Below are 26,214 nucleotides of genomic sequence, written 5' to 3' on the forward strand. Positions count from 1 at the left end.
TGTCACTGACGCCGGGATCGCGGAGTCGGAGGCGGCGGCCGAGGCGTTCGAGTCCGAGAACGCCCCGCACGTGAGCGAGGAGTTGAGCACGCACACCGGGCACGACGCCCACGCCGGGCACGACGCCCACGCCGGGCACGACGCCCACGCCGGGCACGGCGCCCCGGGCGAGGTCTCGCCCGTCGTCGCCTCGGTCGTGCGGTCCGTGAACGGACTGCTGCTGGGCTGAGCCCACCCGGCCCCACCGGAACTCCGGTCTGCCGCCCCACCTCCCAGCCCCCGCTAGGGCGGCAGACCGGCTTCCCGCGCGCAGCGCCGCACGGCCACGCGCCCCCAACCAACGCCCGCGCGCGGCCGCAGCGCCCGCAACGCCCGCAACGCCCGCAACGCCCGGCGAAACGTTCAGGCGCCGTAGGGGCCCTCGGTGAGGGCCGCCAGGCGGAACGCCACGGCACCGAACCTGACATGGTCCCCCGGGCCGACCGGCGCGCTGTCCGCGACCCGGCGCCCGTTGACCCACGTGCCGTTGGCCGAGCCCAGATCGCGCAGCAGCCAGCCCTGACCGGCGCCGGTCAGCACGGCGTGCTGCCGCGAGACGCTCGCGTCGTTGAGCCTGAGCCCGGAACCGGGCACGCGGCCGATCAGCAGCGGGCCGCGACCGCGGGCGGGCAGCACCAGCTCCGGCAGCCGGCGCGACTCCCAGGCCAGCCGCATCCGCCCGGGGAACGTCACGAGCCTGGTGAACGAGTCGGCCACCCAGCCGGTCCGCGGCGCGGCGGCGGGCGCGCGGTCCGGCAGATCGCGGAGCACCGCGGACAGGTCGGTCGGCAGCCGGGCCGCCATGATCAGCTCGACGCGGCGCAGGAAGGTGTCCTGGGACACCCGACCTTCGACCATGCTTTCGCGGAGCACGTCGAGCGCGCGCTCCCGGTCCGCGTCCGATATACGCGGCGGAAAGGCGCTGTGCTCGACGAACGTCATACCGGAATTCTCGCGACGCGCAGCGCGCCTGTCCAGGCACGCAGCGGTGGACACGGTCGGCTCCGGCGATCTACTGTGAGCGCACGCCCATGAGTTGAGGAAGGAGGCGCGTCATGTCCGACATCACGACAGGTGTTTTCACCCGTGCGCGCTTCCGCCGCCCCTCCGCCGGGCGTCTTCCGGGCTGACCGGAGGCGTGTCACGCTTCCGGAAGGACTTTCATGACCACTGATCTGGTCATTCGCGCGCTCGCCGAGGACGAGGCGCGCGAGGTTTTCACGTCCCTGCCCGCCCCCGGGCTCGTCGGCCGTCCGCTGCTCGGTCCCCCGCACGACAGGTACGGGACGCTCGCCTCCGGCGGTGCCTACCGGCCCGAGTGGACGTGGGTCGCGCTGCGCGGCGGCGAGGTCGTCGCACGGGCCGCGTTCTGGGGCGGGCCCGAGGACGCGGCGCCGATCGCACTGGACTGGTTCGACTTCACCGACCGGGCCGCCGCCGTGCAACTGCTCCGACGGACGCCGCTGCGTGCGGATTTCGAGCTGATCCTGCCGCCGGAGTGGCGGGCCGACTCGGCCGTGCGCGCGGCGGCGGAGGCACGGATCGACGCCGCGCGGGAGGCCGGTTACCGGCCGCTGGTCGAGCGTTACCGCTATACGTGGACGCCCGCCTGCGGGCTGCCGGAGCGCCCGGGGCGGCTCGAGTTCCGGCCCGAGCCGGACGACGCGGTGATCCTGGAGGTGCTGCGGCGCGTGCACAGCAGCACCCTGGACGCGCACGCACTGCGCGCGGTGGAACAGGGCGGCATCGCGCTGGCGGCGCAGGACGAGCTGGACTTCTTCCACTGGTGTCCCTCGCCGCGCGACTGGTGGCGGCTGGCCTGGACGCCGGGCGGTGACCTCGTCGGCATCGAGGTCCCGGCGCGCAACCAGACGACGCCGGTGGTCGGCTTCATCGGCGTCGTGCCTGAGCAGCGCGGTCACGGCTACGGCTACGACCTGCTGGTGGAGTGCACGCACGCGCTGGCGGCCGAGGGCGCCGGAAGAATCGAAGCGGCCACGGACCTGGGGAACGCCCCGATGGCGGCGGCGTTCACCCGGGCGGGCTATCCGGTGACGCAGATCAGGTTCTGCATGTCCGCGCCGTAACCACACGCCGGGGCGGCGGTCTGGCCATTCCGCCGCCCCGGCACGGAGCATGGTGTCCATGCTCTTCGAGGTTTGGGCCCCGCGGGCCCGGCGCGTCACGCTCCAGCTGTCAGGCCGGCCCATCGCCATGGCTCCCGATCCGCACGAGGCACGGGAGGGCTGGTGGCGGGCCGAGGCGGAGGCGCGGCCCGGCGACCGTTACGGCTTCGCGCTCGACGACGGGGAGGTACTGCCCGACCCCCGCGCCCGGCGGCTGCCGGACGGGCCGGAGCGGCCGGGCGCGGTGACCGACCTGGACACGTTCGAGTGGCGGCAGCCGTGGCCTGGGCGCGGCCTCGACGGCGCCGTGCTGTACGAGCTGCACGTCGGGACGTTCACGTGCGAGGGAACGTTCGACGCGGCTGCGGCGCGGCTCGGCCACCTCGCCGCGCTCGGCGTCACCCACGTCGAACTGATGCCGGTGAACCCGTTTCCCGGGCTGCACGGCTGGGGCTACGACGGGGTGGCGCCCTGGGGGGTGCACGAGCCGTACGGCGGCCCGGAGGGGCTCCAGCGCTTCGTCGAGACGGCGCACGGGCACGGCCTGGGGGTCGTCCTCGACGTGGTGCACAACCACCTGGGCCCCTCGGGCAACCGGCTGACCGAGTTCGGCCCGTACTTCACCGACCGGCACCACACGCCGTGGGGTTCCGCCGTCAATCTGGACGCGCCGGGCTCCGACGAGGTGCGCGCGTACTTCATCGGCAGCGCGCTGGCGTTCCTGCGCGACTACCGGCTGGACGGGCTGCGGCTCGATGCGGTGCACGAGCTGGCCGACGACCGGGCCGAGCACATGCTGGCCGAGCTGTCCGCGGCGGTCGACGCGCTGGCCGCGGAGAGCGGCAGGCCGCTGTTCCTGATCGCCGAGTCCGACCGGAACGATCCGCGCACCACGGCGCCGCGCGAGGCGGGCGGCCTCGGACTGCACGGGCAGTGGAACGACGACTTCCACCACGCGCTGCACACCGCGCTGACGGGGGAGTCACAGGGCTACTACGCGGACTTCGCGCGCGCCCCGCTGGCCGCGCTCGCGGCCACCGTGACCGGCGGCTTCTTCCACGCCGGCGGGTATTCGGCGTTCAGGGGCCGCAGTCACGGGCGACCGCTGGACCGCGCCGCGACGCCGGCGCACCGGCTGGTGGGCTATGCGCAGACGCACGATCAGATCGGGAACCGGGCGCTGGGCGACCGGTTGACGTCGCTCGCGGGCGAGGACCGTTCCGCGCTGGCCGCGGCGCTCGTGCTGTGCGGGCCGTTCACGCCGATGCTGTTCATGGGCGAGGAGTGGGGGGCGACCAGCCCCTGGCAGTACTTCACCGACCACCGGGACCCGGCGCTCGCCGAGGCGGTGCGGACCGGCCGCCGCCGGGAGTTCGAGGCGCACGGCTGGGCGGCCGGGGACATTCCCGATCCGCAGGACCCGGCGACGCGGGAACGTTCCTGCCTGCCGTGGCCCGAGGACCCGGAGCGCGCGTGGCAGGCGGTGCGCCCGGAGCGGCCCGGCGAGGCGGCACGGCTGGAGTGGCACCGGAGCCTGATCGCCATCCGGCGCGAGCATCTGCCGGCCGGGCTGCGGCTCGCGGACGTGGCAGCGGCGTTCGACGAGGCCGCGGGCTGGCTGGTGGTGCACAGCGGCCCGCTGACGGTGGCGCTGAACTTCTCGCGCGACGCCCCCGCCACCGCGGACCTCGGTCCCGGCGGCTTCGAACTGCTTGCCGCGACGCACCGCTGCGCGCCGCCGGGCCCCGGTGGCCGTCTCGACCTGCCGCCGGAGTCCGCGGCCGTCCTGGCGCGCGCGGAGTAGCCAGGTCATATGCGCTTGCGGTTATATGCCCGAAGAGTAATACTCGGGTGGTGGACGGATTCGCGGTACTCGCGGACGACACGCGCCGGCGCATCCTGGACCTGCTGCGGCAGGCCCCCAGGGACGTGGGCGAGATCGTCCGGGCCCTCGGCCTCTCCCAGCCGAACGTCTCGAAGCACCTGCGGGTGCTGCGCGAGGCGGGCCTGGTCGAGGCCGGTGTGGAGGGCCGGCGGCGCGTCTACCGGCTGACCGACGTGCCGCTGCGCGACGTCGAGGAGTGGCTGCGGCCCTACCGGGAGCGGTGGGTCCGGCACTTCGACGCGCTGGAGGAGCACCTCGACCGCCGAAGGGCGCACCGCGAGTCCGAGACAGAGACCGAGACAGAGGCCGAGACGGACGCGGACGGCGCGGAGGCCGACCGCTGACAGGACGGAACAGCACGGAACAGCACGGGGCGCGGCGCGTCCCGGCGCCCAGGGCACCAGGAAGGCACCATGACGGACTCACTCCCCCAGCAACCGGTTCAGGGCGCGCTCGGCCGGGCCGCCGACGGCCGCTGGTCCCTCAGCCTCGACCGCGAACTCGACCATCCCGTCGAGGAGGTGTGGGCCGCGATCACCGAGGCCGGCCAGATCCCCCGGTGGGCGCCCTTCGTGCCGGACCGCGACCTCGACGCGCCGGGGCCGGTCGAGCTGCCCGAGAGCCCCGGGCAGGAGCAGGCACCGCGCGGCGAGGTCCGCACGGTCCAGCCGCCGCGGCTGCTCGTGTTCACCTGGGACGAGGACGAGCTGCGCTTCGAGCTGACGCCGACCGGCGGCGGCACGCTGCTGCGCTTCGTCCACACCTTCGCCGACCGGCCCCAGGCCCCCGGCTACGCGGCCGGCTGGCACCTCTGCCTGGCCGCGCTCACCGGCGTGCTGGCCGGGCTCGACCTGCCGCGCGCGGTCGGCGAGGAGGCCCGCGCGCACGGCTGGGAGCCGCTGCACGCCGAGTACACCGGTCTGTTCGGCGAGGGCTGAGCCGGCGGGCGCGGGGCGGTCAGGACTCGACGGCGAGCCTGATGCCGAGCAGGATCAGTACGCCGCCGGAGACCTGCTCCAGGCGCCGGCGCACGCCCGGCCGAGAGAGCAGGGTGCGCATCCGGTCCACGCCCCAGACGTAGAGGGCGTAGTAGCCGACCTCGAACACGGCCCACAGCGCGGCGAGGGCCACCATCGCCGTGAGGTGCGGGGCGCCCTCGGGCACCGACTGCGGCACGAACTGCGGCAGGAAGGCCAGGGCGAAGATGCCGGCCTTGGGGTTGGCGAGGTTCAGCAGCAGCCCGGCCCGGTAGTCGCGCGCGCCGCCCGCCGCGGCCCCGTCGGGGATCGCGTCCGCGAGCCCGGCGCGGCTTGATCGGCGGGCCGCGCGCAGGGTCTGGACGCCGAAGCCGACGAGTACGACGGCGCCGACGGCACGCAGCACGTCGTAGGCGATCTCCGAGGCGTCGAGCACGGCGGTCAGGCCGAACGCGGCGAAGATTCCCCACAGGAGGACGCCGCTCTCGTTCCCCAGCACGGTGAGCATGCCCGCCCTGCGGCTGCGCAGCGAATTGCGGATGATCAGCACCGTGCTGGGGCCGGGAGACATGGCGATCAGCAGGCAGGCGCCGAGGAACGCCGGGAGTGTGCTCCACATGCGCGCCATCCTGATGCGCGCCCGGCGCAGTCCTCCACTGCTTTTGTGCGCCGGGCGGTCCGAGGGCGTGGCCGGCCCGGTGAACCGGCCACGGCCAGGTCAGGAGTCCTGGTCCGCGGGGGCCAGGCTGATGGCGATGGAGTTGATGCAGTACCGCAGGTCGGTGGGGGTGTCATAGCCCTCGCCCGCGAAGACGTGGCCGAGGTGCGAGCCGCAGGTCGCGCACAGCACCTCGGTCCGCGGGCGGCCCGGCAGGGAGTTGTCGGTCCTGGTCTCGACGGCGTCGGTGCCGGCCGGGTCGAAGAACGAGGGCCAGCCGCAGTGCGACTCGAACTTCTCGTCGGAGCGGAACAGCTCGGTACCGCAGGCCCGGCAGTTGTACACGCCGACGGTCTTGGTGTCGGTGTACTCACCCGTGAACGCCGGCTCGGTGCCCGCCTGCCGCAGGACGCGGTACTCCTCGTCGCTGAGCTGGTCGCGCCACTGCTCGTCCGTCTTCTCGACCTTGTATGCCATGGCTTTGCTCCTTGTCTCCTCCTTCACCCGGCGAGCCGGGCGAGGATCTTCGGGCCGAGCTCGGTGACGTCGCCCGCGCCCATGGTGAGAACGAGATCACCCGGCCGCGCGATTCCCGCGACGGCACCGGGCACGGCGTCCTGCTCGGCCACCGCGAGAACCTCGGCCCCCCGCGTGCGGGCCGCAGCCACGATGAGAGCACTCGTCACCCCGGGGATGGGGTCCTCGCGCGCCGGGTAGATGTCGAGGACCAGGCAGGCGTCGGCCCGCGCGAGTGCCGCGCCCATCTCGTCCGCCAGCTCCTTCGTGCGGCTGAACAGGTGCGGCTGGAAGACGACGAGCACTCGCCCCCCGGCCGCACCACCGCGGATCGCCTCCAGGTCGGCGGCCATCTCCGTGGGGTGGTGCGCATAGGAGTCGATCACCAGCACCCCGTTCGCCTCGCCCTTGGGCTGGAGCCGGCGACGCACGCCGGTGTACGCGCCGAGCGCGCGCGCCAGTGCGGGCGCGGGCACGCCCGCGGCCACGCCGGCGGCCAGCGCGGCGACCGCATTGTGCGCGTAGTGCCGGCCCGGCACGGCGACCCGGAACGTCAGCTCCCCGCCGTCGAACGCGACGGTGACGTCGCTGGTCAGGCGGTCGGGGACGATGCGGACCACGCGGAAGTCCGCGTCCTGGGCATCGCCGTAGGTGACGATCCGCAGCCCGCGGCGCCCGGCGAGGGTGGCGGTGAGCTTGCGCGCGCCCTCCTGGTCCGCGTTGATGACCAGCGTGCCGCCCGGCTCGACGCGGTCGGCGAAGATCTCGAAGGACTCGTAGATCTCGTCCATCGAGGCGTAGTTGGCGTGGTGGTCCAGCTCGACGTTGAGGATCACCGCGACCTCGGGCCGGTAGCGGTGAAAGCTGCGGTCGCTCTCGTCGGCCTCGGCGATGAACAAGTCCCCCGTGCCGGACTCCGCGTTCGACCCGGGCACGTCCAGGTCGCCGCCGATGGCGTAGGTCGGGGACAGGCCGAGGTGGGTCAGGGCCACGGCGAGCATCGAGGTGGTCGTGGTCTTGCCGTGCGTCCCGGCCACCGCGACCGTCCGCAGGCCGGTCATGAGCGCGGCCAGCGCCTCGGAGCGGTGCACGGCCGGGATGCCGCGCCTGGCGGCCTCGGCCAGCTCCGGATTGTCCGCGCGGATGGCGCTCGAGACCACCACGCAGCTCGCGTCAGCCGCCAGGTGACCGGCGGCGTGTCCGATGTGCACCTCCGCGCCGAGGGCGCGCAGCGCGGCGGCCGTGCCGGACTCCCGGGCGTCGCTGCCCGCGACGCGTGCTCCACGGCCGGCCAGAATCTTGGCGATCCCCGACATGCCCGCTCCCCCGATGCCGATGAAGTGCGGCCGGTCCATCGCGGGCGGGATCGCCGGTGTCATGGTGAAGTCTCCCTGGTCGAGGCGTGGCCTCCCGATTGTTGCACCCGGCGCCGCCCGTTCCGGTCCCGGCCGGGCGGCGACGCGGTCATTCCGCGTGGGCGAACAGCTTGAGGACCGGGACCCCGACCTTGTGCCTTGCCCGGGAGGCCCAGTCGCGGTGGAACAGCTCCTCCACGAAGTGCGGGGCGGTCAGCACGACGACCTCGTCCGCGCCGGTCTCCCGCACCACGGAGGACAGCAGTTCGAGTGGGTGGTCCTCGATGAGCCGGCCGACGGCCTCGGCCCCCGCCTCGCGCAGTGCCTGCACGGAGTGGTCGAGCGCCAGTTTCGCCGGCCGGAACGCATCCTCGCCCTCCGGCTCCTCGCCCTCCCGCACCGCGTCCCCCAGCTCGCCCAGCGCGACGTCGTCCAGCGCGCGCAGCAGCCGGTCCTGATCGCCCCGCGGCTGCATCAGGACCACGAAGGTCTGCCGCTCTCCCTCGTGCAGGGTGGTGACGAGCTCGACGTCCGTGGGCACCAGGGGCTTCTCGATCATGAGAACGGTCGTGATCATCGGAACGCCCTTCGTCGGGCCGGGTCCCGCGTACCCCGGCAGAAACCATCCTTCCCCGTAGGCGCACGGGACGTTGCGCCTTTAAGGCTGCCCACACCAGGATAAGCGGAACATGTCATTCCGCAGATTGTCGGACCCTGCGGTACCGGCTGAGGAGAAAGCCGGAGTCCTCCAACACGCCGGTCAGCTCGAACTCCTGCGGAACACCGGACTCCGGGCCGCTCATCACCCGGGGCGCGGTGCCCACCGTGATCCGCGGCGAGGTGGTCAGACACAGCTCGTCGACCACGCCCGCCGACGCCAGCTGCCCCAGCAGGCGCGGGCCGCCCTCGGTGAGCAGCCGCGTGAAACCCCGGGCCGCCAGCTCCGGTTTGAGTCGCCGCGGGTCGACGCCCGACCCCTCCCCCGCCGTGACCACCTGCACCCCCGCCTCCGCCGCGGCGGCGAGACCGGCGCGGGGAGCCGCGGCACCGGTGAGCACGAGCGTGGGCACCACGGGCTCGGTGAACAGCGGCAGCGAGAAGTCGAGGTGCAGACTCGCGCTGACGACCGCGATGGCGGGAACGGTCGTCTGCCCGCCCGCGCGCCGGCGCTCGGCGAACTCCTCGCGCCGGCGCGCGGGCCGGTAGCGCTCCTCGCGCACGGTCTCGGCGCCGACGATCACCACGTCGGCCAGGGCGCGCAGCACCCCGAACACCCGCATGTCGGCCGGTCCCGAGAGCGGCTTGGAACGCCCGCCGTGGTGCGCGGCACCGTCCGCCGAGGAGACCATGTTGGCCCGCAGCCACGAACCGTCCGCCGGATAGGCGTAGGCGTCGGCCAGTTCGAGCAGGTCCCACTCGCCATCGGTGCCGTCTGCGGTCGGGGGGAACAGGCGTCGCATGGGGCGCAGTGTGGCATACGGGCGCGCTCCCGGCCCGTCGGCCGGGGCACCGGCCGCCGCGTAGACTGGGAGATTGTGTCCACGAGCAGCACCCCGCGGCCCGGCGGGCCGGCCCCCGCCGCCCTCACCGCCCGCGATCCGCGCGTGCCGGCCGAGCGCCTGGTGACCGACCTGGTGCCGCCGCCGCGCTTCGACGGGGTGCGCTTCGACACCTACGTTCCCGACCCGGCGCAGCCGAGCCAGCGCGCGGCCGTCAAGGCGCTGGACGAGTTCGCGGCCGGGCTCGGCGGCGCCCCCGCCGGTGACCGTGTGCGCCGCGGTCTGTGGCCGCGGCGCACACGGGCCCGCCCCGCGCCCGAGCCGCGCGGGGTGTATCTCGACGGCGGCTTCGGCGTCGGCAAGACGCACCTGCTGGCCTCCCTGTGGCACGCGGCGCCCGCGCCGCCACGGGCCAAGGCGTTCTGCACCTTCGTCGAGCTGACCAACCTGGCCGGGGCGCTCGGCTTCCAGCAGGCGGTGCGCACGCTCGGTGGCCACCGGCTCCTGTGCATCGACGAGTTCGAGCTGGACGACCCGGGCGACACGGTGCTGGTCTCCTCCCTGCTCGGCCGGCTGGTCACCGAGGGCGTCGCACTGGCCGCCACGTCCAACACGCTGCCTGGCCGGCTGGGCGAGGGCCGTTTCGCCGCGGCCGACTTCCTGCGCGAAATCCAGGGCCTGGCCGCGCACTTCCGCCCGCTGCGCATCGACGGCGAGGACTACCGGCACCGCGGCCTGCCCGAGGCGCCCGCCCCGCCGCCGGCCGGCGAGGTGGTCCGCGTCGCGCACGCGCTGCCCGGCGCCTCCCTCGACGACTTCCCCGCGCTGCTCGACCACCTCGCCCGCGTCCACCCCAGCCGCTACGGCGCGCTGTGCGACGGCCTGAGCGCGGTCTGCCTCACCGGCGTGCGGCCGGTGCGGGACCAGGCCACGGCGCTGCGCCTCGTCGTGCTCGCGGACCGGCTCTACGACCGCGAGATACCGGTGCTCGCCGCGGGCGTGCCGTTCGACCAGCTGTTCGGCGAGGAGATGCTGAACGGCGGGTACCGCAAGAAGTACTTCCGCGCCGTCTCGCGGCTGACGGCCCTGGCGCGCGACGCGGCGGAGCCGTCCGGCCGGGTTCCGGGAGCGTAAGTCCCGCCCGGGTGGCGCCGTTCGGGGGCCGGGACCATCATCGGGGGATGGGGACCCAGCCGCACACCGACCAGCCGTCCGTCCGCGACCTGCTCCGCCTGCCGGTCGGCGGGCCCGCCGATCTGGCCGCCCTGCCGACGGACACCACCCCGGGCTTCGACGGCGGAAAAGCCGAGGAGAAGGAACGGGAGAAGGAGAAGAAGGACAGGAAGCAGCGAGCCGCCGCCAATACCGCCGCCCTCGGGCGCCGCCTGGCCCGGCTCCAGGAGCGGCTGTACGCGGCGGGCACGGCCGGGGACCGGCGCCGCCTGCTGCTCGTTCTCCAGGGCATGGACACCTCGGGCAAGGGCGGCACGGTCAAGCACGTCGTCGGGCACTTCAACCCGGCCGGCTGCCGCATCCGCGCGTTCAAGGCGCCGACCGAGGCCGAGCGCGCACACCACTTCCTGTGGCGGGTGGACCGGAGCCTGCCGCAGGCGGGCGAGGTCGGTATCTTCGACCGTTCGCACTACGAGGACGTGCTCGTACCCCGCGTGCACGGGCTGGTGCCCGAGCCGGTGTGGCAGCGCCGCTACCGGGAGATCAACGCCTGGGAGCAGATGCTGGCCGACGACGGGGTCACCTTCGTCAAGGTGTTCCTGCACATCGGCTTCGAGGAGCAGCGCGAACGGCTGCTCGCGCGCCTCGACCGGCCGCGCAAGCACTGGAAGTTCAGCCCCGACGACCTCACGGAACGGGCGCGGTGGCCCGACTACCAGGAGGCGTACGCCGCAGCACTCGGCCACTGTTCGTCCGCCGCCGCGCCCTGGTACGTGGTGCCGGCCGACCGCAAGTGGTACCGCAACTGGGCGGTGAGCCGGCTCCTGCTGGAAACGTTCGAACAGCTCGATCCCCAGTACCCGTCCGGCACCTTCGACGCCGAAAGGACCCGCGCCCGCCTGCTCGCCGAATGAGGCGCGCGGCCACGGCGGCGCCGACCGCGCGCTACCCGCGACGCCTGGCGGCCAGGCAGACCGGCGCGACGACGGCCGCCGCGACCAGCAGGGCCGCGGCGCAGGGCCACAGCGGCCACGGGGCGCTGCCGTCCCGGGAGCCGGCGACCAGGCTGCTCACCGCCGCGTTGGCAGGGGAAGCGCTCGCCGCGAGCAGCGCCACGGCGGCCAGCGCCGTCACCGGCACCGACCAGGCGGGGCTGCGCAGCAGCGGGCGGTTGGCCGCCACGCCGATCGCCGTGCCGACCAGGGCGCAGGCGAGCACGGCGAGCAGCCCGGCCCCCGCGGCCTGCGGGAGCGGGATCTCGGTGGCCCGGTCCGTCGCGTGCGCGTCCCCGGCCAGCAGCACCGCGCCGGCGGCGGCGCAGCCGAGCACCAGCGAGGCGAGCAGCGCGGCCAGCACGCTCGCCAGGTGGGCGCGGGCGCCGCCGGCCGCGGCGGTGACGCAGTCGCGGGCGGCCGGGGGCTCCACCGTGACGCAGACCCGCACCAGCCACGCGGCGGACGGCAGCAGGGCCGCGGCGGCGAAGCCGAGCCCGTCGAGCACCGGCTCCCCCGCGCGCACGCCGACGCCGAGCAGCACCGCGTACAGCAGCAGCGGCGGGAGCCAGCGGTGCGAACGCAGCAGCAGGGCGGACTGATAGCGCGTCAGCGCCAGCAGCACGGTCACGGCCGGGTCTCCAACCTCTCGATGTGCCAGGGAGGTTGAGCACCGAGCAGCGCGCGAAGCAGCTCGTCGGAGTGCTCGGCGGGCACCGTCAGTGCGTAGCCGCCCGCGTCCCGCCGCCAGCGCGGCGCGCCGGGCAGGCCGTCCGGCGGCACGGCCCCCGGCGGGCCCACGGCCCGGACCAGCGTCTCGCGCCCGGCCGCGGGGGCGTCGCACAGCCGCCCGTCCTCGACGCGGTACACCCGGGCGCCCACCCCGGCCGGGCGCGCCGGGGAGTGATCCACGACGACGACGCGCGCGCCCGCGGCCACGCGTTCCGCGACGGCCTCGTCGAGCACGCGCCGCGCCTGCCGGTCGAGGCCCGTCCACGCCTCGTCCAGTACCAGCAGCTCCGGACCGGCCAGGAACGCCTGGGCGACGGCCACCTTCTGGCAGCTGCCCTTGGACAGCTCGCGCAGCGGCGTTCCGGCGTGCTCCTCGGCCGCGAAGCGGGCCAGCCAGGCGTCGGCGGCCGCCGCGGCGCCCCGCCGGCCGAGGCCGTGGATGCGGCCGAGGCGGGTGAGGTAGCCGAGGGCCGTCAGCGGCAGCGCGGGCGGGAAGCGGTCGGGCACGTAGGCCACGCGCCGCGGGCGCCCGGTGATCCGGCCGCGACTCGGCGCGTCGGCCCCGGCGACCAGGCGCAGCAAGGTCGACTTGCCGCAGCCGTTCGCGCCCTCGATGCGCAGCAACGCCCCCGGCGGAACGTGAAGTCCGACATCGCGCAGCACCCACCGCCCTCGCGGCCCGTAACGGCGGCCGACCCCTTGGAGCCTCATTCCGACGACCGTATCCGACGGCGCGGCGAAGGGGGCCGGGCCGGGAGCCGGAGCGGCGTTCCGCGCGCGTACCGGTCCAAGGGCGGGCGAGCCTACGGCATTTGGGGACGGCTATCGGCCGGCGGCCGGTATCGGGAATCTGCCGGGCGTCGACCGGCAGGCCGCGCATCGCGGCAGGGCATGTGCTGCCGGTGCGGCGCACCAGGCACGCGCCGGACGTGGCCGCGGCTCGCTCCGGCCGGGCCCGTCCGGATTTTTTTCGCGCGGGACTCAACATTTCGCGGTCCTCGAACGTCACGTCACCGTCGGGACGGGCCGAGGAGGACGATGCGCGAAACCGAGTTCGCGGACTGGTACGCGGCGCTGTGGCCGCGGGTGTACAGGACGGTGGCGCTGACCATCGGCGACCGGGATCTCGCCGAGGAGGCGGTGGCCGAGTCGTTCGCCCGTGCGCTCGCCGGATGGCCCGCCGCCGCCGAGGCCGACAACCCCGCGGCGTGGCTCCACCGGGTCGCGGTGAACGAAGTGCGTTCCCGCTGGCGCAGAGGGCGCCTCGAGCGCCGCACGGTGCAACGCCTCGCCGCGCGGCAGGCACAGGTCGACGCGCCCGACGCGCCCGACGACGCGCTATGGACCGCGGTCGCCGCGCTGCCGCCGCGCATGCGCCACATGGTCGCGCTGAGATACGTGCTCGACCTGCCGGAGGCGGAGATCGCGGCGGAGCTGCACGTGTCGCGCGGCACGGTGGCGGCCACGCTCAGCAAGGCCCGCAAGACGCTCGCCCACACCCTCGACACCACGTACAGCGCGGCTTCGCCGGCCGGCCGGGAGGAACGATGAACTCACCGCACCCCGACGACCCCGGCCTGGCCAGGGCGATCACCACCGTGCCCGTGCCGCCACCGCCGCCGCTCGACGGCATCGTGCGGCGTGCCAGAACGCTGCGCCACCGCCGTCGCCTGCGGGTGCCGGCCGCGGCCGGCACCGTCGCCGCGCTGGCCCTTGCGCTGCTCCCGACCGTGCCCGGCGGGGACGGCGCCGGCGGCTCGGAACGGCCGCTCGCGCCCGCCGCGCCCAGCGGCCGGGCCGCCCCCGTCGACATCGTGCGGGAAGCGGCCATGGACCCGGAACCGCAGGGCGAGCTGGTCGCCCGGCTGCGGTCCGCCGGTATCGCCGCCGCGTTCATCACCGAGGGCTGCCCGACCGTGGACGGCCTGACCGATCCGGCCCTGGTCCGCGACGCGGTCGAGAACGGGGACTGGAGCGACCCTTTCCTGTTCCGGCTGCACCCGGACCGGCTGCCGCCGGGGCACACGCTGCTCGTCGCCCTGGACCGGGCCACGCCCCGCGATCCGGCGGACACCTCGGGCTACGGCGCCACGATCGCCGTCACCGGGCTGCGCCTGGCCGACCGCGACGCACTGCCGACCTGCGTGCCGTCCCCGCTGCCCTGGTAGCACGCCTGCGCGGGCCGGCCCCACGCCCTGCTCCACCCCCAGTAAAGGAGAAGCATGCGTACACACAGACGCCTGACCGCGGCGGTGGCCGCCGCCGCGGCGGCCCTCGCCGCCGGCGGGCCCGCCGGCGCGGCCCCCGGGCCGGGCGGCGGCGCCGCGACGGGCTCCGCCGCCGCGGCCACCGTCCCGGTGACGGTGACCCTCGTCACCGGGGACCGGGTCGCGGTGACGCCCCACCGGAACGGCGGCTCGCCCACGGTGCACGTCGAGGCCGCCGAGGGCCGCGCCCCCGACGTCACCTTCGACGTCCGCGTCACCGGGGAGGACATCGCCGTCGTGCCCTCGGACGCCTGGCCCCTGATCGCCGAAAAACGCCTGGACGAGGCCCTGTTCGACGTCGACCGGCTGATCGCGGACGGCCTCGACGACGTCCAGGGCACCACTACGCCGCTGATCGTCACCCACCGCGGGGACCGCACGGCGAACGCGGCGGCCACCGAGGGCGCCGAGATGATCCGCGCCCTGCCGTCGGCGGGCGGATCGGCGATCGCCGTGGACAAGGAGCAGCCGGGGCGCTTCTGGTCGGCCGTCACGGAGGCCGCCGAGCCGGACGGGGCCTCCGCCGCCACGCTCGCCACCGGCATCGACGGCATCTGGCTCGATGCCCCCGTCCGCGCCGCCCTCGACCACAGCGTGCCGCAGATCGGCGCCGACACGGCGCACGAGGCCGGGCTGACGGGCGAGGGCGTGACGGTCGCCGTCCTGGACACCGGCATCGACAGCACACATCCGGACCTCGCCGAAGCGGTCACCGCCGAACAGGACTTCACCGGCAGCCCAGGCGGAACGAAGGACCTCGTCGGCCACGGCACCCACGTCGCGTCCATTCTGGCCGGTTCCGGCGCCGCGTCCGGCGGGACCCACACCGGCGTGGCCCCGGGCGCGGACCTGCTGAACGGCAAGGTGCTCGGCGACGACGGGTCGGGCAGCACCTCCCAGGTCATCGCCGGCATGGAGTGGGCGACCGCCGAGGGCGCGGACATCGTCAACCTGAGCCTCGGCGGCGGCTCGGTCTCCGACGGCACCGATCCGCTCTCGCAAGCCGTCGACCGCCTCACGGAGGAGACCGGCGCCCTGTTCGTCGTCGCGGCCGGCAACGAGGGGATCATCGCCTCGCCCGCGGCCGCCGCCCAGGCGCTCACCGTGGGCAGCGTCGGCCGCGGGGACGAGGTCAGCGAGTTCTCCGGCCGCGGGCCGACCCGTTCCGGACGGCTGAAGCCCGACATCACCGCACCCGGCGAGGCCATCGTGGCGGCCCGGGCCGAAGGCACCGGAACGGGCGAAGGCCCCGGCGGCCGGTACACGTCCCTGACGGGAACGTCGATGGCGACCCCGCACGCGGCGGGGGCCGCCGCGCTGCTCCTGGAACACGACCCGGACCGGCAGGCCGGCCAGCTGAAGGGCGCCCTGATGAACGCGGCGCTGCGCACCCAGGATGCCGACGCCTACGCGCAGGGCGCCGGGCGCCTCGACGTGGGACGCGCCGTCACGCAGGGCGTCACCGCCTCGCCCGGCGTCGCGGCCCTGCTCACCTGGCCCTGGGGCGCCGCCGAGGAGGCGGTCACCTACCGCAACGAGGCCGACCGGCCCGTCACCCTGCGGCTTTCGGTCACCGCGGCCGACGGCCGCGGTCGGCCCGCGCCGGAAGGGCTGCTGCGCCCGGCGGTGCCCGAGGTGACCGTGCCCGCGCGGGGCACCGCGGACGTGGCGCTGCTGATCGACGGCACGCTCGCCGCCGCCGGCACCTACACCGGGTGGCTCACGGCGGTCTCCGAGAACGGCGAGGTGGTCGTGGGCACGACGGTCGGCGTGACCGCCGAGGAGGAGTCCTACGACGTCACCGTCGACATCGTGGACCGGGCCGGACAGCCGGTCACCGACCCGGCCGGCCTGACCAACGCCCCCGCGCTCATCGACCTCGACCGGCGCGAGGTCATCATTCCCACCGAACCGGCGGACGGCGCGTTCACCGCCCGCGTGCCCGCGGGGCGGTACCGGATGATGACCGGCGTCCTCACCCCCGCCTCGGACGACGCGCCGCGCAGCATCACCCTCGTCCTCGGACCCGAGACGGCCGTCGGCAGCGACCGGCGGCTGACCGCGGACGCCAGGGAGGGCACCAGGGTCGACGCCACGGTCGACAGCCGGACGGCCGTCCCGGACGGCGCCCGGATCGGCGCCCTGTTCGCCTCCGGCGCCTACGGCCTCGAATTGCCCGCGGATGCCGACGGTGCCGAGCTGTACGCCGTGCCCGTGGGGCCGCCGGCGGAAGGACGGATGTCCTTCTACTACCTCAAGTCCCTCACGGAGCCTTCCCCGGCCCCCGGCGGCCCGAACGGCTACGACCTGGCGTTCGTCGAGAACGAGGGCATCCCGGACGACCTCACCTACGAGGTCGCCGACGGCGACCTCGCCGCGGTCGAGACCCGGGTCCACGGCGCCCGGGACACCGGCCTCGAAGGCAGCTGGGAACGCGCGGTGGCGTTGCCGGAGTGGGGCGAGGGCGGCACTCTGACGTTCCCGCCGGCCCCCACCGGCCCGGTGCCCGGGACCACGACCCGCATGCTGTCGGCGACGCTGCCGGACGGCGATCCCATCGCCTGGCAGTCGCACCTGCTCCGCCACCCCCCGGGCGAAGCGGCGACGTCGGCGGAAACCGCCTTGCTGCCCGAGAGCTACGAAGCGGGCGGGCACCACGTGCGGGAGTGGGGAAAGGCGGCCGTGGGCCCCGCGGTGTTCGCCGCCAACCGGAGCGAGCAGCTGCTGCTCCTCAACGTGGACGCCGCCGTCGGTTCGGCCCCCGGCACAAACACGATGGGCACCGGCACCTCGGACTGGACGACGGAACGCATCACTCTCAGCAGCGAGGGGCAGGAGATCGGGTCGGCCGAGGGCACGCTGGGCTTCTTCGACGTGCCACAGGAAACGGCGGACTACCAGCTGGAGTTGGCCGCCGCCCGGGACACCGGCCGGTCCTCGGGCCCCACCGAGGTCAACGCCCGCTGGTCCTTCGTCTCGCAGGCCCCCGGCCAGAACGGGGACCAAGGGGTTCTGCCGCTGCCGACGCTGCGCATCGACGGCGCGTTCGACCTGGAGAACCGGGCCCCCGCCGGTGAGCCGTTCAGTCTGCGGCTCGGCCTCGACGGCTGGCAGGGCAACGCGCCGGCCCCGGTGGCGGACCTCGCCCTCCAGGCGTCGTTCGACGACGGCGAGACCTGGCAGCCGCTGGCGGTGACCGCCGACGGCGCAGGACACGTCGCCGAGGTCGTCCACCCGCCCGGCGACGGATTCGTCTCGCTGCGGGCCTCGGTGACCACCGAGGACGGCACGGCCCTGGACCAGACGGTGATCCGCAGCTACGAGATCGCCGCGCGCTGAGCCGGCAGACGCCGGGCCGCGCACCGCTCCCCCTCCGCCGGGGGTGCGGCGCGCGGCCCGGTCGCACGTCAGGCCAGCTGGGCGACCAGCTCGGCGACCGGTTTGCGGCGGCCGGTGAAGAAGGGGACCTCCTCGCGGACGTGGCGCCTGGCCTCCGAGCCGCGCAGGTGCCGCATGAGGTCGACGATGCGGTGCAGTTCGTCGGCCTCGAAGGCGAGAATCCACTCGTAGTCACCGAGGGAGAACGAAGCCACGGTGTTCGCCCGGACGTCCGGGTAGCCGCGGGCCATCCGGCCGTGGTCGGCGAGCATCGTCCGCCGGTCCTCGTCGGGCAGCAGGTACCACTCGTAAGAGCGAACGAACGGGTAGACGCTCACGTAGTTCCGCGGCGTCTCGTCGGCCAGGAACGCCGGGATGTGCGCTTTGTTGAACTCGGCTGGGCGGTGCAGCGCCATATTGGACCACACCGGTGCCAGGGCCCGGCCCAGGCGGGTACGGCGGAAGCGGTTGTACGCCTCCTGGAGCGCGTCCGCGGTCGCCGCGTGCCACCAGATCATCACGTCGGCGTCGGCCCGCAGCCCCGACACGTCGTAGGTGCCGCGCACCGTGACGTCCTTGGCGGCCAGCTGCGCGAAAAGCTCCGTCACCTCGTCGGCATACCCGGCACGGTCGTCCGGCAGCACGTCGCGCAGCCGGAAGACCGACCACAGCGTGTAACGGATGGTGTCGTTCAGCTCCTTGGCGCGCTTGCCCACGGACTTTTCTGCTTCAGCGGTCATGCGGCTATTCTCCTGCCTCGTCCCGCGGCCCGGTCGGCAGGGTCATCAGCAGCTCGCCGACGGCCTGCGTCGCGCCGGCGATGCAGGCGGGGATGCCGACGCCGTCGTACGCCGCGCCGCACAGGGCGAGCCCGGGAACGCCGGACAGGTAGCTGCGGACCCGCGCCACGCGGGCGTGGTGCCCGACGGTGTACTGCGGCAGGGCCCCGAACCAGCGCGTGACCTCGGAGCCGACAGGCTCCCCGGACAGGCCCGCCGCCTCGCCGAGGTCGCCCAGCGCGGCGTGCACCAGGTCCGCGTCCTCCCAGCCGAGCGGGCCCTCCTCGCCGTGGCGGCCGATGGACGCGCGCAGCAGGAAGAGGTCGGGATCGGCCGCCGCCGCCCAGTCCCACTTGCCGCTGGTGAACGTGGCGGCCTTGATGGTGCGGCCGTCCACGGCCGGCACCAGGAAGCCGCTGCCGCGCGGCAGCCTGGCCAGGTCCGCGCGGCGGAAGGCAAGCGTGACGATGGCCATGGAGGCGTACTCGACGGCCGCCAGCTCCCCGGCGGCGGCCGGGGCCTCGGCCGCGAGCAGCCGGCCCGCGGCCCCCGCGGGCACGGCCAGCACCACACCGTCCGCGACCAGCGAACGGCCGTCGTCCAGCGCCGCGGCCCAGCCGCGTGCGGTGCGGCGCAGCCCGGTGACGGCCACGCCGGTCTCCATGCCCGCGCCCTTGCTGCGGCAGTCCTCGGCCACGGCCTCGGCCAGCGTGGCGACGCCGCCCTCGATGCCGGTGAACACCGGCCCGCCCGGCGCGCGATCCGTGGGCTGCCGCTGGAGGGCGCGGACGGCGGCGAGCAGCGAGTCGTGCTCGCGCGCCGCCTCGTACAGCTTGGGCACGGCGGAGCGCAGCGAGATCCGGTAGGCGTCCCCCGCGTAGACGCCGCCGAGCAGCGGCTCGACCAGCCGGTCCACGACCTCGTGGCCCATGCGTTCGGCGACGAGGGTGCCGACGGCGGCGTCCTCGCCGATGTGCAGCGGCGGCAGCTCGGTGTCGCGGGCGATCTGAGCGAGCCCGGCGTCGGAGAGCACCCCGGCCAGCGCGGCGGCCGTCGAGGGCACGCCCATCACCTGGCTCTGCGGCATGGGCCGCAGGGCGCCTCTGGTCCAGATCGCGGCGCCGGCGAGCGCCGGCGGGTGAAGTGCCTCGCCGAGCCCGACGGCCCGCGCCAGCTCGATGCCCTCGGGGCGCCGGGCGAGGATCGACTCGGCCCCCAGGTCGACGCGGAGGCCGGCGACCCGTCCCGCCCGCAGCTTGCCGCCGAAGCGCTCCGAACCCTCGATCACGGTGACGCGGAGCCCGGCGGCCAGCAGCCGGTGAGCGGCAGCCAGGCCGGAAATCCCGCCGCCGACGACGATCACATGCATGGGTCCACTCTTCCAGACTCCCAACCGAGTCCTGCGCGTGACCTCATCGGAACCGGCCACCGCAACCCGGCTGCCCCCGGCCCCGTCCAACCGGCGCCTTGAGAACTTGAGTTGAGGGGGTCGTGGCCATGCACGAACGACCGGGGCGGCGCGCGAGACGCGCCGCGGCACTCGCCGCCCTGCCCGTGGCGGCGCTGTTCGCGCTCAGCGCGTGCACCTCGTCCGGCACGGACGACGGGGGCGGCGGCGAAGCGGCGGCGGACATGGCGCCGGAGCAGGAGGCCGGCGCCGAGCCCGGGCAGGACGACGGTTCCGCGGCGGAAGCGCCGGGCGCCGGGGAGGCGGCGGAGGGGGCGGAGGGGGACGAGGCACCGGCCAGGGCGGCCTCGGACCCCGCCGTGGTGCAGGCGCACCTGATACGCACCGCGCGGGTCGTCGTCGCCACCGAGGACGTGGCAGGGCAGTACGACCGCGCCGTGGACCTCGCCGCCGCGGCCGGCGGCTACGTCGCCGGCGAGAACACGGAACGGGACGCGGCGGGCAGCGAGACCTCGCACGTCACCCTGAAGGTGCCGGCCGACCGTTACGAGGAACTGCTCGCGGACGTGTCCGGGCTCGGCGAGCTGGAGCACCGCGAGGTGACCACCGAGGACGTCACCGATCAGGTCGTGGACGTGGAGAGCCGCATCGCGACCCAGGAGGAGAGCGTCGAGCGGATCAGAAGGCTGCTCGAACAGGCCGGGTCGATCGACGACATCGTCGACATCGAGTCGGAGCTGAGCACCCGGCAGGCCGATCTGGAGTCGCTCCAGTCCCAGTTCGAGGCCCTGCGGGACAGGACCGGCCTGGCCACGATCGCCCTCGAACTGCGCGAGCCGGATGCGCCGGCGCGGGAGGAGGAGGACGAGGACGAGGCCGGGCCCTCCGTGCTCGGCGGGCTGAGCGGCGGCTGGGACGCGTTCGTCACCTCGCTCACCTGGCTCGCGGCCGTGCTGAGCGCGGCGCTGCCGTTCCTCGCGCTGATCGCGCTCATCCTGCTGGGCTGGCGCCTGGCCGCCGGCCGGCTCGCCCGGCGGCACACCACCACCCCCGCGGCCGCCCCGGGCCCGGCACCCGGTGCCGGGCCGCAGGGCCCCTAGGAACGGGCGCTCCGCTCGTGCACGAAGGCGGTCAGCCGGGTCAGGGCGTCGGGATCGGTGTCGGGGAGCACCCCGTGACCCAGGTTGAAGATGTGTCCCGGCAGCCCGGCCGCGGCGTCCAGCACCCGTCCGGCCTGTGCCTCGACCGCCTCGCGCGGGGCGAAGAGGACGGCGGGGTCGAGGTTGCCCTGGAGTGCCTTGCCGGGGCCGACCCGGCGGGCCGCCTCGTCCAGCGGCACCCGCCAGTCGACGCCGACGACGTCCGCGCCCGCCTCGCCGAGGAGGCCGAGCAGCTCGCCGGTGCCGACGCCGAAGTGGATGCGCGGCACCCCGCGCCCGGCGACCGCCTCGAACACCTTGGCCGAGGCGGGCAGTACGGCGCGCCGGTAGTCGGCCGGGGCCAGCGCCCCCACCCAGGAATCGAAGAGCTGCACCGCGGCGACACCGGCCTCGATCTGCACGCTCAGGAAGGCCGCGGTGATCCCGGCGAGCCGGTCCAGCAGGTCGGCCCACAGCTGCGGGTCGCCGTACATGAGGGCCTTGGTGTGCTCGTGGTTGCGCGAGGGGCCGCCCTCGACCAGGTAACTGGCGAGGGTGAAGGGCGCCCCGGCGAACCCGATGAGCGGGGTGGCGCCCAGCTCGGCCGTGACCAGGCCGATGGCCTCGGTCACGTATGCCACGTCGTCCGGCTCCAGCGGGCGCAGCCGGTCGAGGTCGGCTCGGCTGCGGAAGGGCCGGGCGACGACCGGGCCGACGCCGGGCTTGATGTCGAGGTCGACGCCGATGGCCTTGAGCGGCACCACGATGTCGCTGAAGTAGACGGCGGCGTCCACCTGGTGCCTGCGCACCGGTTGCAGGGTGATCTCCGCGACCAGCTCCGGCCGCATGCACGAGTCGAGCATGGGAATGCCCTCGCGCACCTTGCGGTACTCGGGAAGCGAACGCCCGGCCTGGCGCATGAACCACACGGGCGTGTGCGGCACCGGCTCGCGGCGGCAGGCCCGCAGGAAGGGGGAGTCGGTCACTGTCACACGGAGAAGTCTCGCACGCCCTGCGGATTGACCGTCACGAACGGGTGTGGCTACCGGCCCCCCGGCACACGGCCCCCTAGTGTTACCGGCCATGGCAGCGTCTCGTACCGATCAGGCGGAGGAGTCCGGAGACATGACTGACCCCGGTGCGGGGGTGCCGTCGGCCTTCCGGCAGGCGGTCGCGGCGCTCGGCGCGGCGCGGCCGCGGACCGAGGTGGCGGTTTCACCGCTGCCGCCGCCGCGGCGTCTGGCGCCGTTCGTGCACGCGCTGGGGGCGACGGTCGCCGTGGACGGGGAGGAGCTGGCCGACGGCCGGTTCGTCCTGCTGCACGACCCGGCGGGTGACGAGAGCTGGCGGGGCGACTTCCGGGTGGTGACCCTCGCCCGCGCCGACCTCGAACCCGAGCTGGCGAGCGATCCGCTGCTGCCCGAGGTGGCCTGGTCCTGGCTGACGGAGTCGCTGCACGGCCGCGGACTCGACCACTGGGAGCCGAACGGGACGGTCACCAGGGCCGGTTCGAGTTTCTTCGGGGGCCTGGCGGACCGTCCGGCGCGCGCCGAGCTCGAACTGCGCGCCTCGTGGACGCCCGCCGGGCCGGAGGACACCGGCGGGCACCTGCTGGCGTGGTGCGATCTGCTCGCGCAGTGCGCCGGGCTTCCGCCGGAGACTGCGGGCCCGGCCGTGACGGCGCTGCCGCGGCGCCGCGGACCGCGCCCGGTCTGAGGCGGGAACCCGGCGGTCCCGGGCGGGGCCGGGATGACGAATCACCGGTTCGTGATCATTTCCTAAAGGCGGCGCAACTTCTTGCCGAAGGATCCAGTGACCCTTCCATCCGGATCGCCCCGACTTCTCCCGAGGAGTCTGATCCGTCCTTCCCCCATCCCACCCCGGGAGGCCCGGTGTCTGTTCTTCTTGAGCACCCCACAAGCCTCGTCGCCTACCGCCCCAACAAGCCCACCGCCATGGTCGTCGTGGCCGACCCCCGGGTCCGTTCCACCGTGACCCGCCACCTGTGGGCCCTCGGCGTGCGGGATGTGATCGAGGCGTCGTCCATCGCGGAGGCTCGCCCCCGAGTCGCCAACCCGCGCGACATCTGCGTAGCCGACGTTCATCTCCCCGACGGTTCGGGGCTGACCCTGCTGTCCGAGACCAGGGCCGCGGGCTGGCCCAACGGACTCGCCCTGTCGGCGGCCGACGACATCGGCGCGGTGCGCAATGCGCTCGCCGGCGGTGTCAAGGGCTATGTCGTCACCGGCACCCGCAACAATCTGGGCCCGCCCACCCGGCACGGTGCCGCGCACATCGGCGCCGCGGCCCGGATGCACCGCCGCCAGCCGGGCGGCCCCGCGCACCCGGGCGGCTTCCGCGAACTGTCGGGCCGCGAGGTCGAGGTCCTGCGACTGGTGGCGGAGGGCCAGTCGAACAAGGCCATCGGGGTCTCCATGGGGCTTTCCGCCCTGACCGTCAAAAGCCACCTCGCACGCATCGCCCGCAAGCTGGGCACCGGTGACCGGGCCGGCATGGTCGCCGTGGCCCTGCGCACCGGCATCATCCACTGATACACCGACTCCCCCGCCCCCGGCGCCTCGCGATTCGCGAGGCGCCGGGGGCTTTCGCGCTCTCGGTGAGCCCAGGGTCACCCCAGGTCACATGAATGAGCCGAACAGTTACCCTTGACAGGTGACCGACGCCCAGCAGACCGCCGCAGCAGACCCAGGACTCGCCCCCTCCGAGCCGTCAGGCCCGGCGCCGGTTCCTCTGCTGGCTCCGCGGGAGGGCGTGCCGCCGGTGGTCGCGGACGAGGAGAGCCTCGCCGGTGTCGTCGCCGCGTTCGCCGCGGGCAGCGGCCCCGTCGCCGTGGACGCCGAGCGCGCCTCGGGCTACCGGTACGGGCAGCGGGCCTATCTGGTGCAGTTGCGCAGGGCCGGTGCGGGCACCGCGCTGATCGACCCGGTGGCGTGCCCCGATCTCGGAGCGCTCGGCGGGGAGCTGGCCGTCACGGAGTGGGTGCTGCACGCCGCCACCCAGGATCTGCCGTGTCTGCGGGACATAGGCATGGTGCCGACCCGGTTGTTCGACACCGAGCTGGCCGGGCGGCTGGCCGGGTTCGCCCGGGTCGGCCTCGGCGTGATGGTGGAGACGGTGCTCGGCTACTCCCTGGAGAAAGGGCACTCCGCCGTCGACTGGTCGAGCCGCCCGCTGCCCGAGCCGTGGCTGCGCTACGCGGCCCTGGACGTGGAGCTGCTGGTGGACCTGCGCGACGCGCTGGAGGAGGAGCTGACGCGGCAGGGCAAGTTCGACTGGGCGCTCGAGGAGTTCGCCGCCATCGCCGCCGCTCCCCCGCCGCCGCCCCGCAAGGACCCCTGGCGGCGCACCTCGGGGGTGCACAAGGTCCGCCGCCGCCGGCAGCTCGCGATCGTGCGGGAGCTGTGGACGGCGCGGGATCAGGTCGCCCAGCGGCGGGACCTCTCACCCGGCAAGGTGCTCAGCGACGCGGCGATCATCGCCGCGGCCCAGGCCGCTCCCGTGGACGTGCGGGCGCTCGCCGGGCTGCACGGCTTCGGGCACCGGATGGGCCGCCGGCAGCTCCAGCATTGGCAGACGGCCGTCGACCGGGCCAGAGCCCTGCCCGAGACCGAGCTGCCGCAGCCGGGGCAGCAGGTGTCGGGGCCGCCACCGCCGCGGTCGTGGCCGGAGAAGGACCCGGCCGCCGCGGCCCGCCTCACCGCGGCGCGGGCGGCGGTGACCGCCCACGCGGAAGAGCTCAATCTCCCTCAGGAAAATCTGCTGGCCCCCGATGTGGTGCGCCGGCTGTGCTGGGAGCCGCCTGCCGACCGGGAGCCGGCGGCGATCGCCGGGGCGCTGCGGGCGCTCGGGGCGCGGGAGTGGCAGATCGCGAGGACCAGCGATTCGCTGGCGCAGGCGCTCGCCGCCGAGGCGTGAGGCCCGCACGGCCGAGGTGACCGGAGGGGACGGGCCCGTGTGAGGTGTGACGAGGCGAGGTCCGTGCCTTGCCACCTGGTTACCGGTGGGTAGCATGGGTGGGGCCCATTGTTCTCGGCGTGGAGGAGAAGCCATCGTGCCGCGTACCGTCAGGGACGTCGTCTTCGTTGACGGCGTTCGCACCCCGTTCGGCAAGGCAGGTCCGAAGGGGATCTACCACGAGACCCGCGCCGACGACCTGGTCATCAAGTGCATCCGTGAGCTGCTGCGCCGCAATCCCCAGCTGCCGCCCGACCGCGTGGACGACGTGGCGGTCGCCGCCACGACCCAGATCGGCGACCAGGGCCTGACCCTGGGCCGTACCGCCGCGATCCTGGCCGGGCTGCCCAAGAGCGTGCCCGGCTACTCGATCGACCGCATGTGTGCCGGCGCGCTGACGGCCGTGACGACGACGGCGGGCGCGGTCGCGTTCGGCGCCGCCGACATCGCCATCGCGGGCGGCGTGGAGCACATGGGCCGTCACCCGATGGGCGAGGCCGTGGACCCCAATCCGCGTTTCGTCTCCGAACGGCTGGTGGACGAGTCCGCCCTGTTCATGGGCATGACGGCGGAAAATCTGCACGACCGCTTTCCGCACCTGTCCAAGGCGCGCGCCGACGAGTACGCGGTGCGCAGCCAGGAGAAGGCGGCCAAGGCGTACGCCGACGGGAAGATCCAGTCCGACCTGGTGCCGGTCGCGGTGCGGCGCGGGAACCCGGACGCCGGGGAGACCGGCTGGGGCCTGGCGACCGCGGACGAGCCGATGCGGCCGGGCACGACCCTGGAGGGGCTCGCCACGCTGAAGACCCCGTTCCGGCCGCACGGGCGGATCACTGCGGGCAACTCGGCGGGGCTCAACGACGGCGCGACGGCGTCGGTCATCGCGGCGGAGGACGTCGCGCGGGAGCTGGATCTGCCGGTCAAGATGCGGCTGGTCTCCTACGCGTTCGCGGGGGTCGAGCCCGAGGTGATGGGGTTCGGGCCCGTGCCGGCGACGGAGAAGGCACTGGCCAAGGCGGGCCTTTCGATCGGGGACATCGGCCTGTTCGAGATCAACGAGGCGTTCGCGGTGCAGGTGCTCGCGTTCCTCGACCACTACGGCATCGCCGACGACGACCCGCGGGTGAATCAGTACGGCGGCGCCATCGCGTTCGGCCACCCGCTGGCGTCCTCCGGTGTGCGGCTGATGGCGCAGCTCGCCCGCCAGTTCGAAGACCACCCGCAGGTCAGGTACGGGCTGACGACGATGTGCGTCGGCTTCGGCATGGGGGCGACGGTCGTCTGGGAGAACCCGCACTGGGAGTCCAGGTGAGCGA

Annotated in this window: 24 protein-coding genes and 2 pseudogenes; 15 read left to right on the forward strand and 11 right to left on the reverse strand. The window is 74.6% G+C overall.

The annotated features are described in order from the left end of the window. Nucleotides 1-229 (forward strand): annotated as a pseudogene (locus STBA_RS37645) (hypothetical protein); the annotation flags it as partial. Nucleotides 230-402: 173 nt separating this feature from the next. On the opposite strand, the gene STBA_RS06750 reads toward STBA_RS37645, so the two are convergent. Continuing rightward, nucleotides 403-981, reverse strand: a complete 579-nt coding sequence (locus STBA_RS06750; protein ID WP_077058364.1) for a DUF1707 and FHA domain-containing protein — start codon at nucleotides 979-981, stop codon at nucleotides 403-405. 221 nt (nucleotides 982-1,202) lie between these two features. Between STBA_RS06750 and STBA_RS06755 the strand changes: the two genes are divergently transcribed. The 4 genes from STBA_RS06755 (at nucleotide 1,203) to STBA_RS06770 (ending at nucleotide 4,988) form a co-directional block, all read left to right on the forward strand. Next, nucleotides 1,203-2,126, forward strand: a complete 924-nt coding sequence (locus tag STBA_RS06755) for a GNAT family N-acetyltransferase (RefSeq protein WP_077058365.1) — start codon at nucleotides 1,203-1,205, stop codon at nucleotides 2,124-2,126. A 58-nt stretch (nucleotides 2,127-2,184) separates the two neighbouring features. Then, the gene (treZ, locus tag STBA_RS06760) at nucleotides 2,185-3,969 is read left to right on the forward strand and encodes a malto-oligosyltrehalose trehalohydrolase (RefSeq protein ID WP_077063152.1); all 1,785 of its coding nucleotides are present in this window, start codon (nucleotides 2,185-2,187) and stop codon (nucleotides 3,967-3,969) included. Nucleotides 3,970-4,019: 50 nt separating this feature from the next. Continuing rightward, on the forward strand, nucleotides 4,020-4,394 hold the full coding sequence (locus tag STBA_RS06765) for a metalloregulator ArsR/SmtB family transcription factor (RefSeq protein ID WP_079252360.1): 375 nt from the start codon (nucleotides 4,020-4,022) through the stop codon (nucleotides 4,392-4,394). A gap of 69 nt (nucleotides 4,395-4,463) precedes the next feature. Then, nucleotides 4,464-4,988, forward strand: coding sequence for an SRPBCC family protein (locus STBA_RS06770; protein ID WP_077058367.1), 525 nt, complete (start codon nucleotides 4,464-4,466; stop codon nucleotides 4,986-4,988). Nucleotides 4,989-5,007: 19 nt separating this feature from the next. Here STBA_RS06770 and STBA_RS06775 read toward each other — a convergent pair whose 3' ends face one another. The 5 genes from STBA_RS06775 to STBA_RS06795 form a co-directional block, all read right to left on the reverse strand. Continuing rightward, nucleotides 5,008-5,646 (reverse strand): LysE family translocator, encoded by a 639-nt coding sequence (locus tag STBA_RS06775; protein ID WP_077063153.1) that lies wholly within the window; start codon nucleotides 5,644-5,646, stop codon nucleotides 5,008-5,010. A 99-nt stretch (nucleotides 5,647-5,745) separates the two neighbouring features. Continuing rightward, a complete protein-coding gene (gene msrB / locus STBA_RS06780) occupies nucleotides 5,746-6,162 on the reverse strand; it encodes a peptide-methionine (R)-S-oxide reductase MsrB (RefSeq protein ID WP_077058368.1) in 417 nt (138 codons plus the stop codon). A 23-nt stretch (nucleotides 6,163-6,185) separates the two neighbouring features. Further along, on the reverse strand, nucleotides 6,186-7,580 hold the full coding sequence (murC, locus tag STBA_RS06785; RefSeq protein WP_077058369.1) for a UDP-N-acetylmuramate--L-alanine ligase: 1,395 nt from the start codon (nucleotides 7,578-7,580) through the stop codon (nucleotides 6,186-6,188). 85 nt (nucleotides 7,581-7,665) lie between these two features. Next, on the reverse strand, nucleotides 7,666-8,133 hold the full coding sequence (locus STBA_RS06790; protein ID WP_077058370.1) for an indole-3-glycerol phosphate synthase: 468 nt from the start codon (nucleotides 8,131-8,133) through the stop codon (nucleotides 7,666-7,668). Nucleotides 8,134-8,248: 115 nt separating this feature from the next. After that, nucleotides 8,249-9,016, reverse strand: a complete 768-nt coding sequence (locus tag STBA_RS06795; protein WP_077058371.1) for a pyrimidine reductase family protein — start codon at nucleotides 9,014-9,016, stop codon at nucleotides 8,249-8,251. 75 nt (nucleotides 9,017-9,091) lie between these two features. Here STBA_RS06795 and zapE point away from each other — a divergent pair, with 75 nt between their 5' ends. Beyond that, complete coding sequence (zapE, locus tag STBA_RS06800; RefSeq protein ID WP_077058372.1) at nucleotides 9,092-10,189, forward strand: cell division protein ZapE; 1,098 nt, start codon at nucleotides 9,092-9,094, stop codon at nucleotides 10,187-10,189. A 47-nt stretch (nucleotides 10,190-10,236) separates the two neighbouring features. Beyond that, nucleotides 10,237-11,142, forward strand: coding sequence for a polyphosphate kinase 2 family protein (locus tag STBA_RS06805; RefSeq protein WP_077058373.1), 906 nt, complete (start codon nucleotides 10,237-10,239; stop codon nucleotides 11,140-11,142). Nucleotides 11,143-11,173: 31 nt separating this feature from the next. Here the strand turns inward: STBA_RS06805 and STBA_RS06810 are convergent, their stop codons facing one another. Beyond that, nucleotides 11,174-11,842 carry an ABC transporter gene (locus tag STBA_RS06810; RefSeq protein WP_077063154.1) on the reverse strand — a complete coding sequence of 223 codons (669 nt, stop codon included), beginning with the start codon at nucleotides 11,840-11,842 and terminating at the stop codon, nucleotides 11,174-11,176. Between the two features lie 5 nt (nucleotides 11,843-11,847). Beyond that, entirely contained in the window at nucleotides 11,848-12,663 is an 816-nt protein-coding gene (locus tag STBA_RS06815) for an ATP-binding cassette domain-containing protein (protein WP_077058374.1), read from the reverse strand. A 327-nt stretch (nucleotides 12,664-12,990) separates the two neighbouring features. Between STBA_RS06815 and STBA_RS06820 the strand changes: the two genes are divergently transcribed. Genes STBA_RS06820 through STBA_RS06830 form a run of 3 tightly spaced genes read left to right on the forward strand, consistent with a single transcriptional unit; the run spans nucleotide 12,991 to nucleotide 17,558 of the window. Then, complete coding sequence (locus STBA_RS06820) at nucleotides 12,991-13,503, forward strand: sigma-70 family RNA polymerase sigma factor (protein ID WP_077058375.1); 513 nt, start codon at nucleotides 12,991-12,993, stop codon at nucleotides 13,501-13,503. Beyond that, nucleotides 13,500-14,120, forward strand: coding sequence for a hypothetical protein (locus STBA_RS06825; protein ID WP_077058376.1), 621 nt, complete (start codon nucleotides 13,500-13,502; stop codon nucleotides 14,118-14,120). The genes STBA_RS06820 and STBA_RS06825 overlap by 4 nt, the downstream gene beginning before the upstream one ends. A gap of 54 nt (nucleotides 14,121-14,174) precedes the next feature. After that, a complete protein-coding gene (locus STBA_RS06830; RefSeq protein WP_079251767.1) occupies nucleotides 14,175-17,558 on the forward strand; it encodes a S8 family serine peptidase in 3,384 nt (1,127 codons plus the stop codon). A gap of 68 nt (nucleotides 17,559-17,626) precedes the next feature. On the opposite strand, the gene hemQ is transcribed toward STBA_RS06830, so the two are convergent. Both hemQ and hemG read right to left on the reverse strand, forming a co-directional pair. After that, a complete protein-coding gene (gene hemQ, locus STBA_RS06835; RefSeq protein ID WP_077058378.1) occupies nucleotides 17,627-18,337 on the reverse strand; it encodes a hydrogen peroxide-dependent heme synthase in 711 nt (236 codons plus the stop codon). A gap of 4 nt (nucleotides 18,338-18,341) precedes the next feature. Next, nucleotides 18,342-19,745: a protoporphyrinogen oxidase gene (hemG, locus tag STBA_RS06840; RefSeq protein WP_077058379.1), complete on the reverse strand. Its 1,404-nt coding sequence runs from the start codon at nucleotides 19,743-19,745 to the stop codon at nucleotides 18,342-18,344. A gap of 128 nt (nucleotides 19,746-19,873) precedes the next feature. Here hemG and STBA_RS06845 point away from each other — a divergent pair, with 128 nt between their 5' ends. Further along, nucleotides 19,874-20,884, forward strand: a complete 1,011-nt coding sequence (locus STBA_RS06845) for a DUF4349 domain-containing protein (protein WP_077063155.1) — start codon at nucleotides 19,874-19,876, stop codon at nucleotides 20,882-20,884. On the opposite strand, the pseudogene hemE reads toward STBA_RS06845, so the two are convergent. Next, nucleotides 20,881-21,903, reverse strand: a pseudogene (gene hemE / locus STBA_RS06850) (uroporphyrinogen decarboxylase); the annotation flags it as partial. The gene STBA_RS06845 and the pseudogene hemE sit on opposite strands and share 4 nt — an antisense overlap. 145 nt (nucleotides 21,904-22,048) lie before the next feature. Here hemE and STBA_RS06855 point away from each other — a divergent pair. From STBA_RS06855 to STBA_RS06870, 4 genes are all read left to right on the forward strand, one after another. Then, entirely contained in the window at nucleotides 22,049-22,639 is a 591-nt protein-coding gene (locus STBA_RS06855; protein ID WP_077058381.1) for a DUF3000 domain-containing protein, read from the forward strand. Nucleotides 22,640-22,815: 176 nt separating this feature from the next. Continuing rightward, complete coding sequence (locus STBA_RS06860) at nucleotides 22,816-23,475, forward strand: response regulator transcription factor (RefSeq protein ID WP_077058382.1); 660 nt, start codon at nucleotides 22,816-22,818, stop codon at nucleotides 23,473-23,475. Nucleotides 23,476-23,596: 121 nt separating this feature from the next. Beyond that, nucleotides 23,597-24,859, forward strand: coding sequence for an HRDC domain-containing protein (locus tag STBA_RS06865; RefSeq protein ID WP_077058383.1), 1,263 nt, complete (start codon nucleotides 23,597-23,599; stop codon nucleotides 24,857-24,859). Nucleotides 24,860-24,995: 136 nt separating this feature from the next. Beyond that, nucleotides 24,996-26,210, forward strand: a complete 1,215-nt coding sequence (locus tag STBA_RS06870) for an acetyl-CoA C-acyltransferase (RefSeq protein ID WP_077058384.1) — start codon at nucleotides 24,996-24,998, stop codon at nucleotides 26,208-26,210. The last annotated feature ends 4 nt before the right edge of the window (nucleotides 26,211-26,214 follow it).

This window comes from Streptomyces sp. MP131-18 (assembly GCF_001984575.1).
Lineage (GTDB): Bacteria > Actinomycetota > Actinomycetes > Streptomycetales > Streptomycetaceae > Streptomyces > Streptomyces johnsoniae.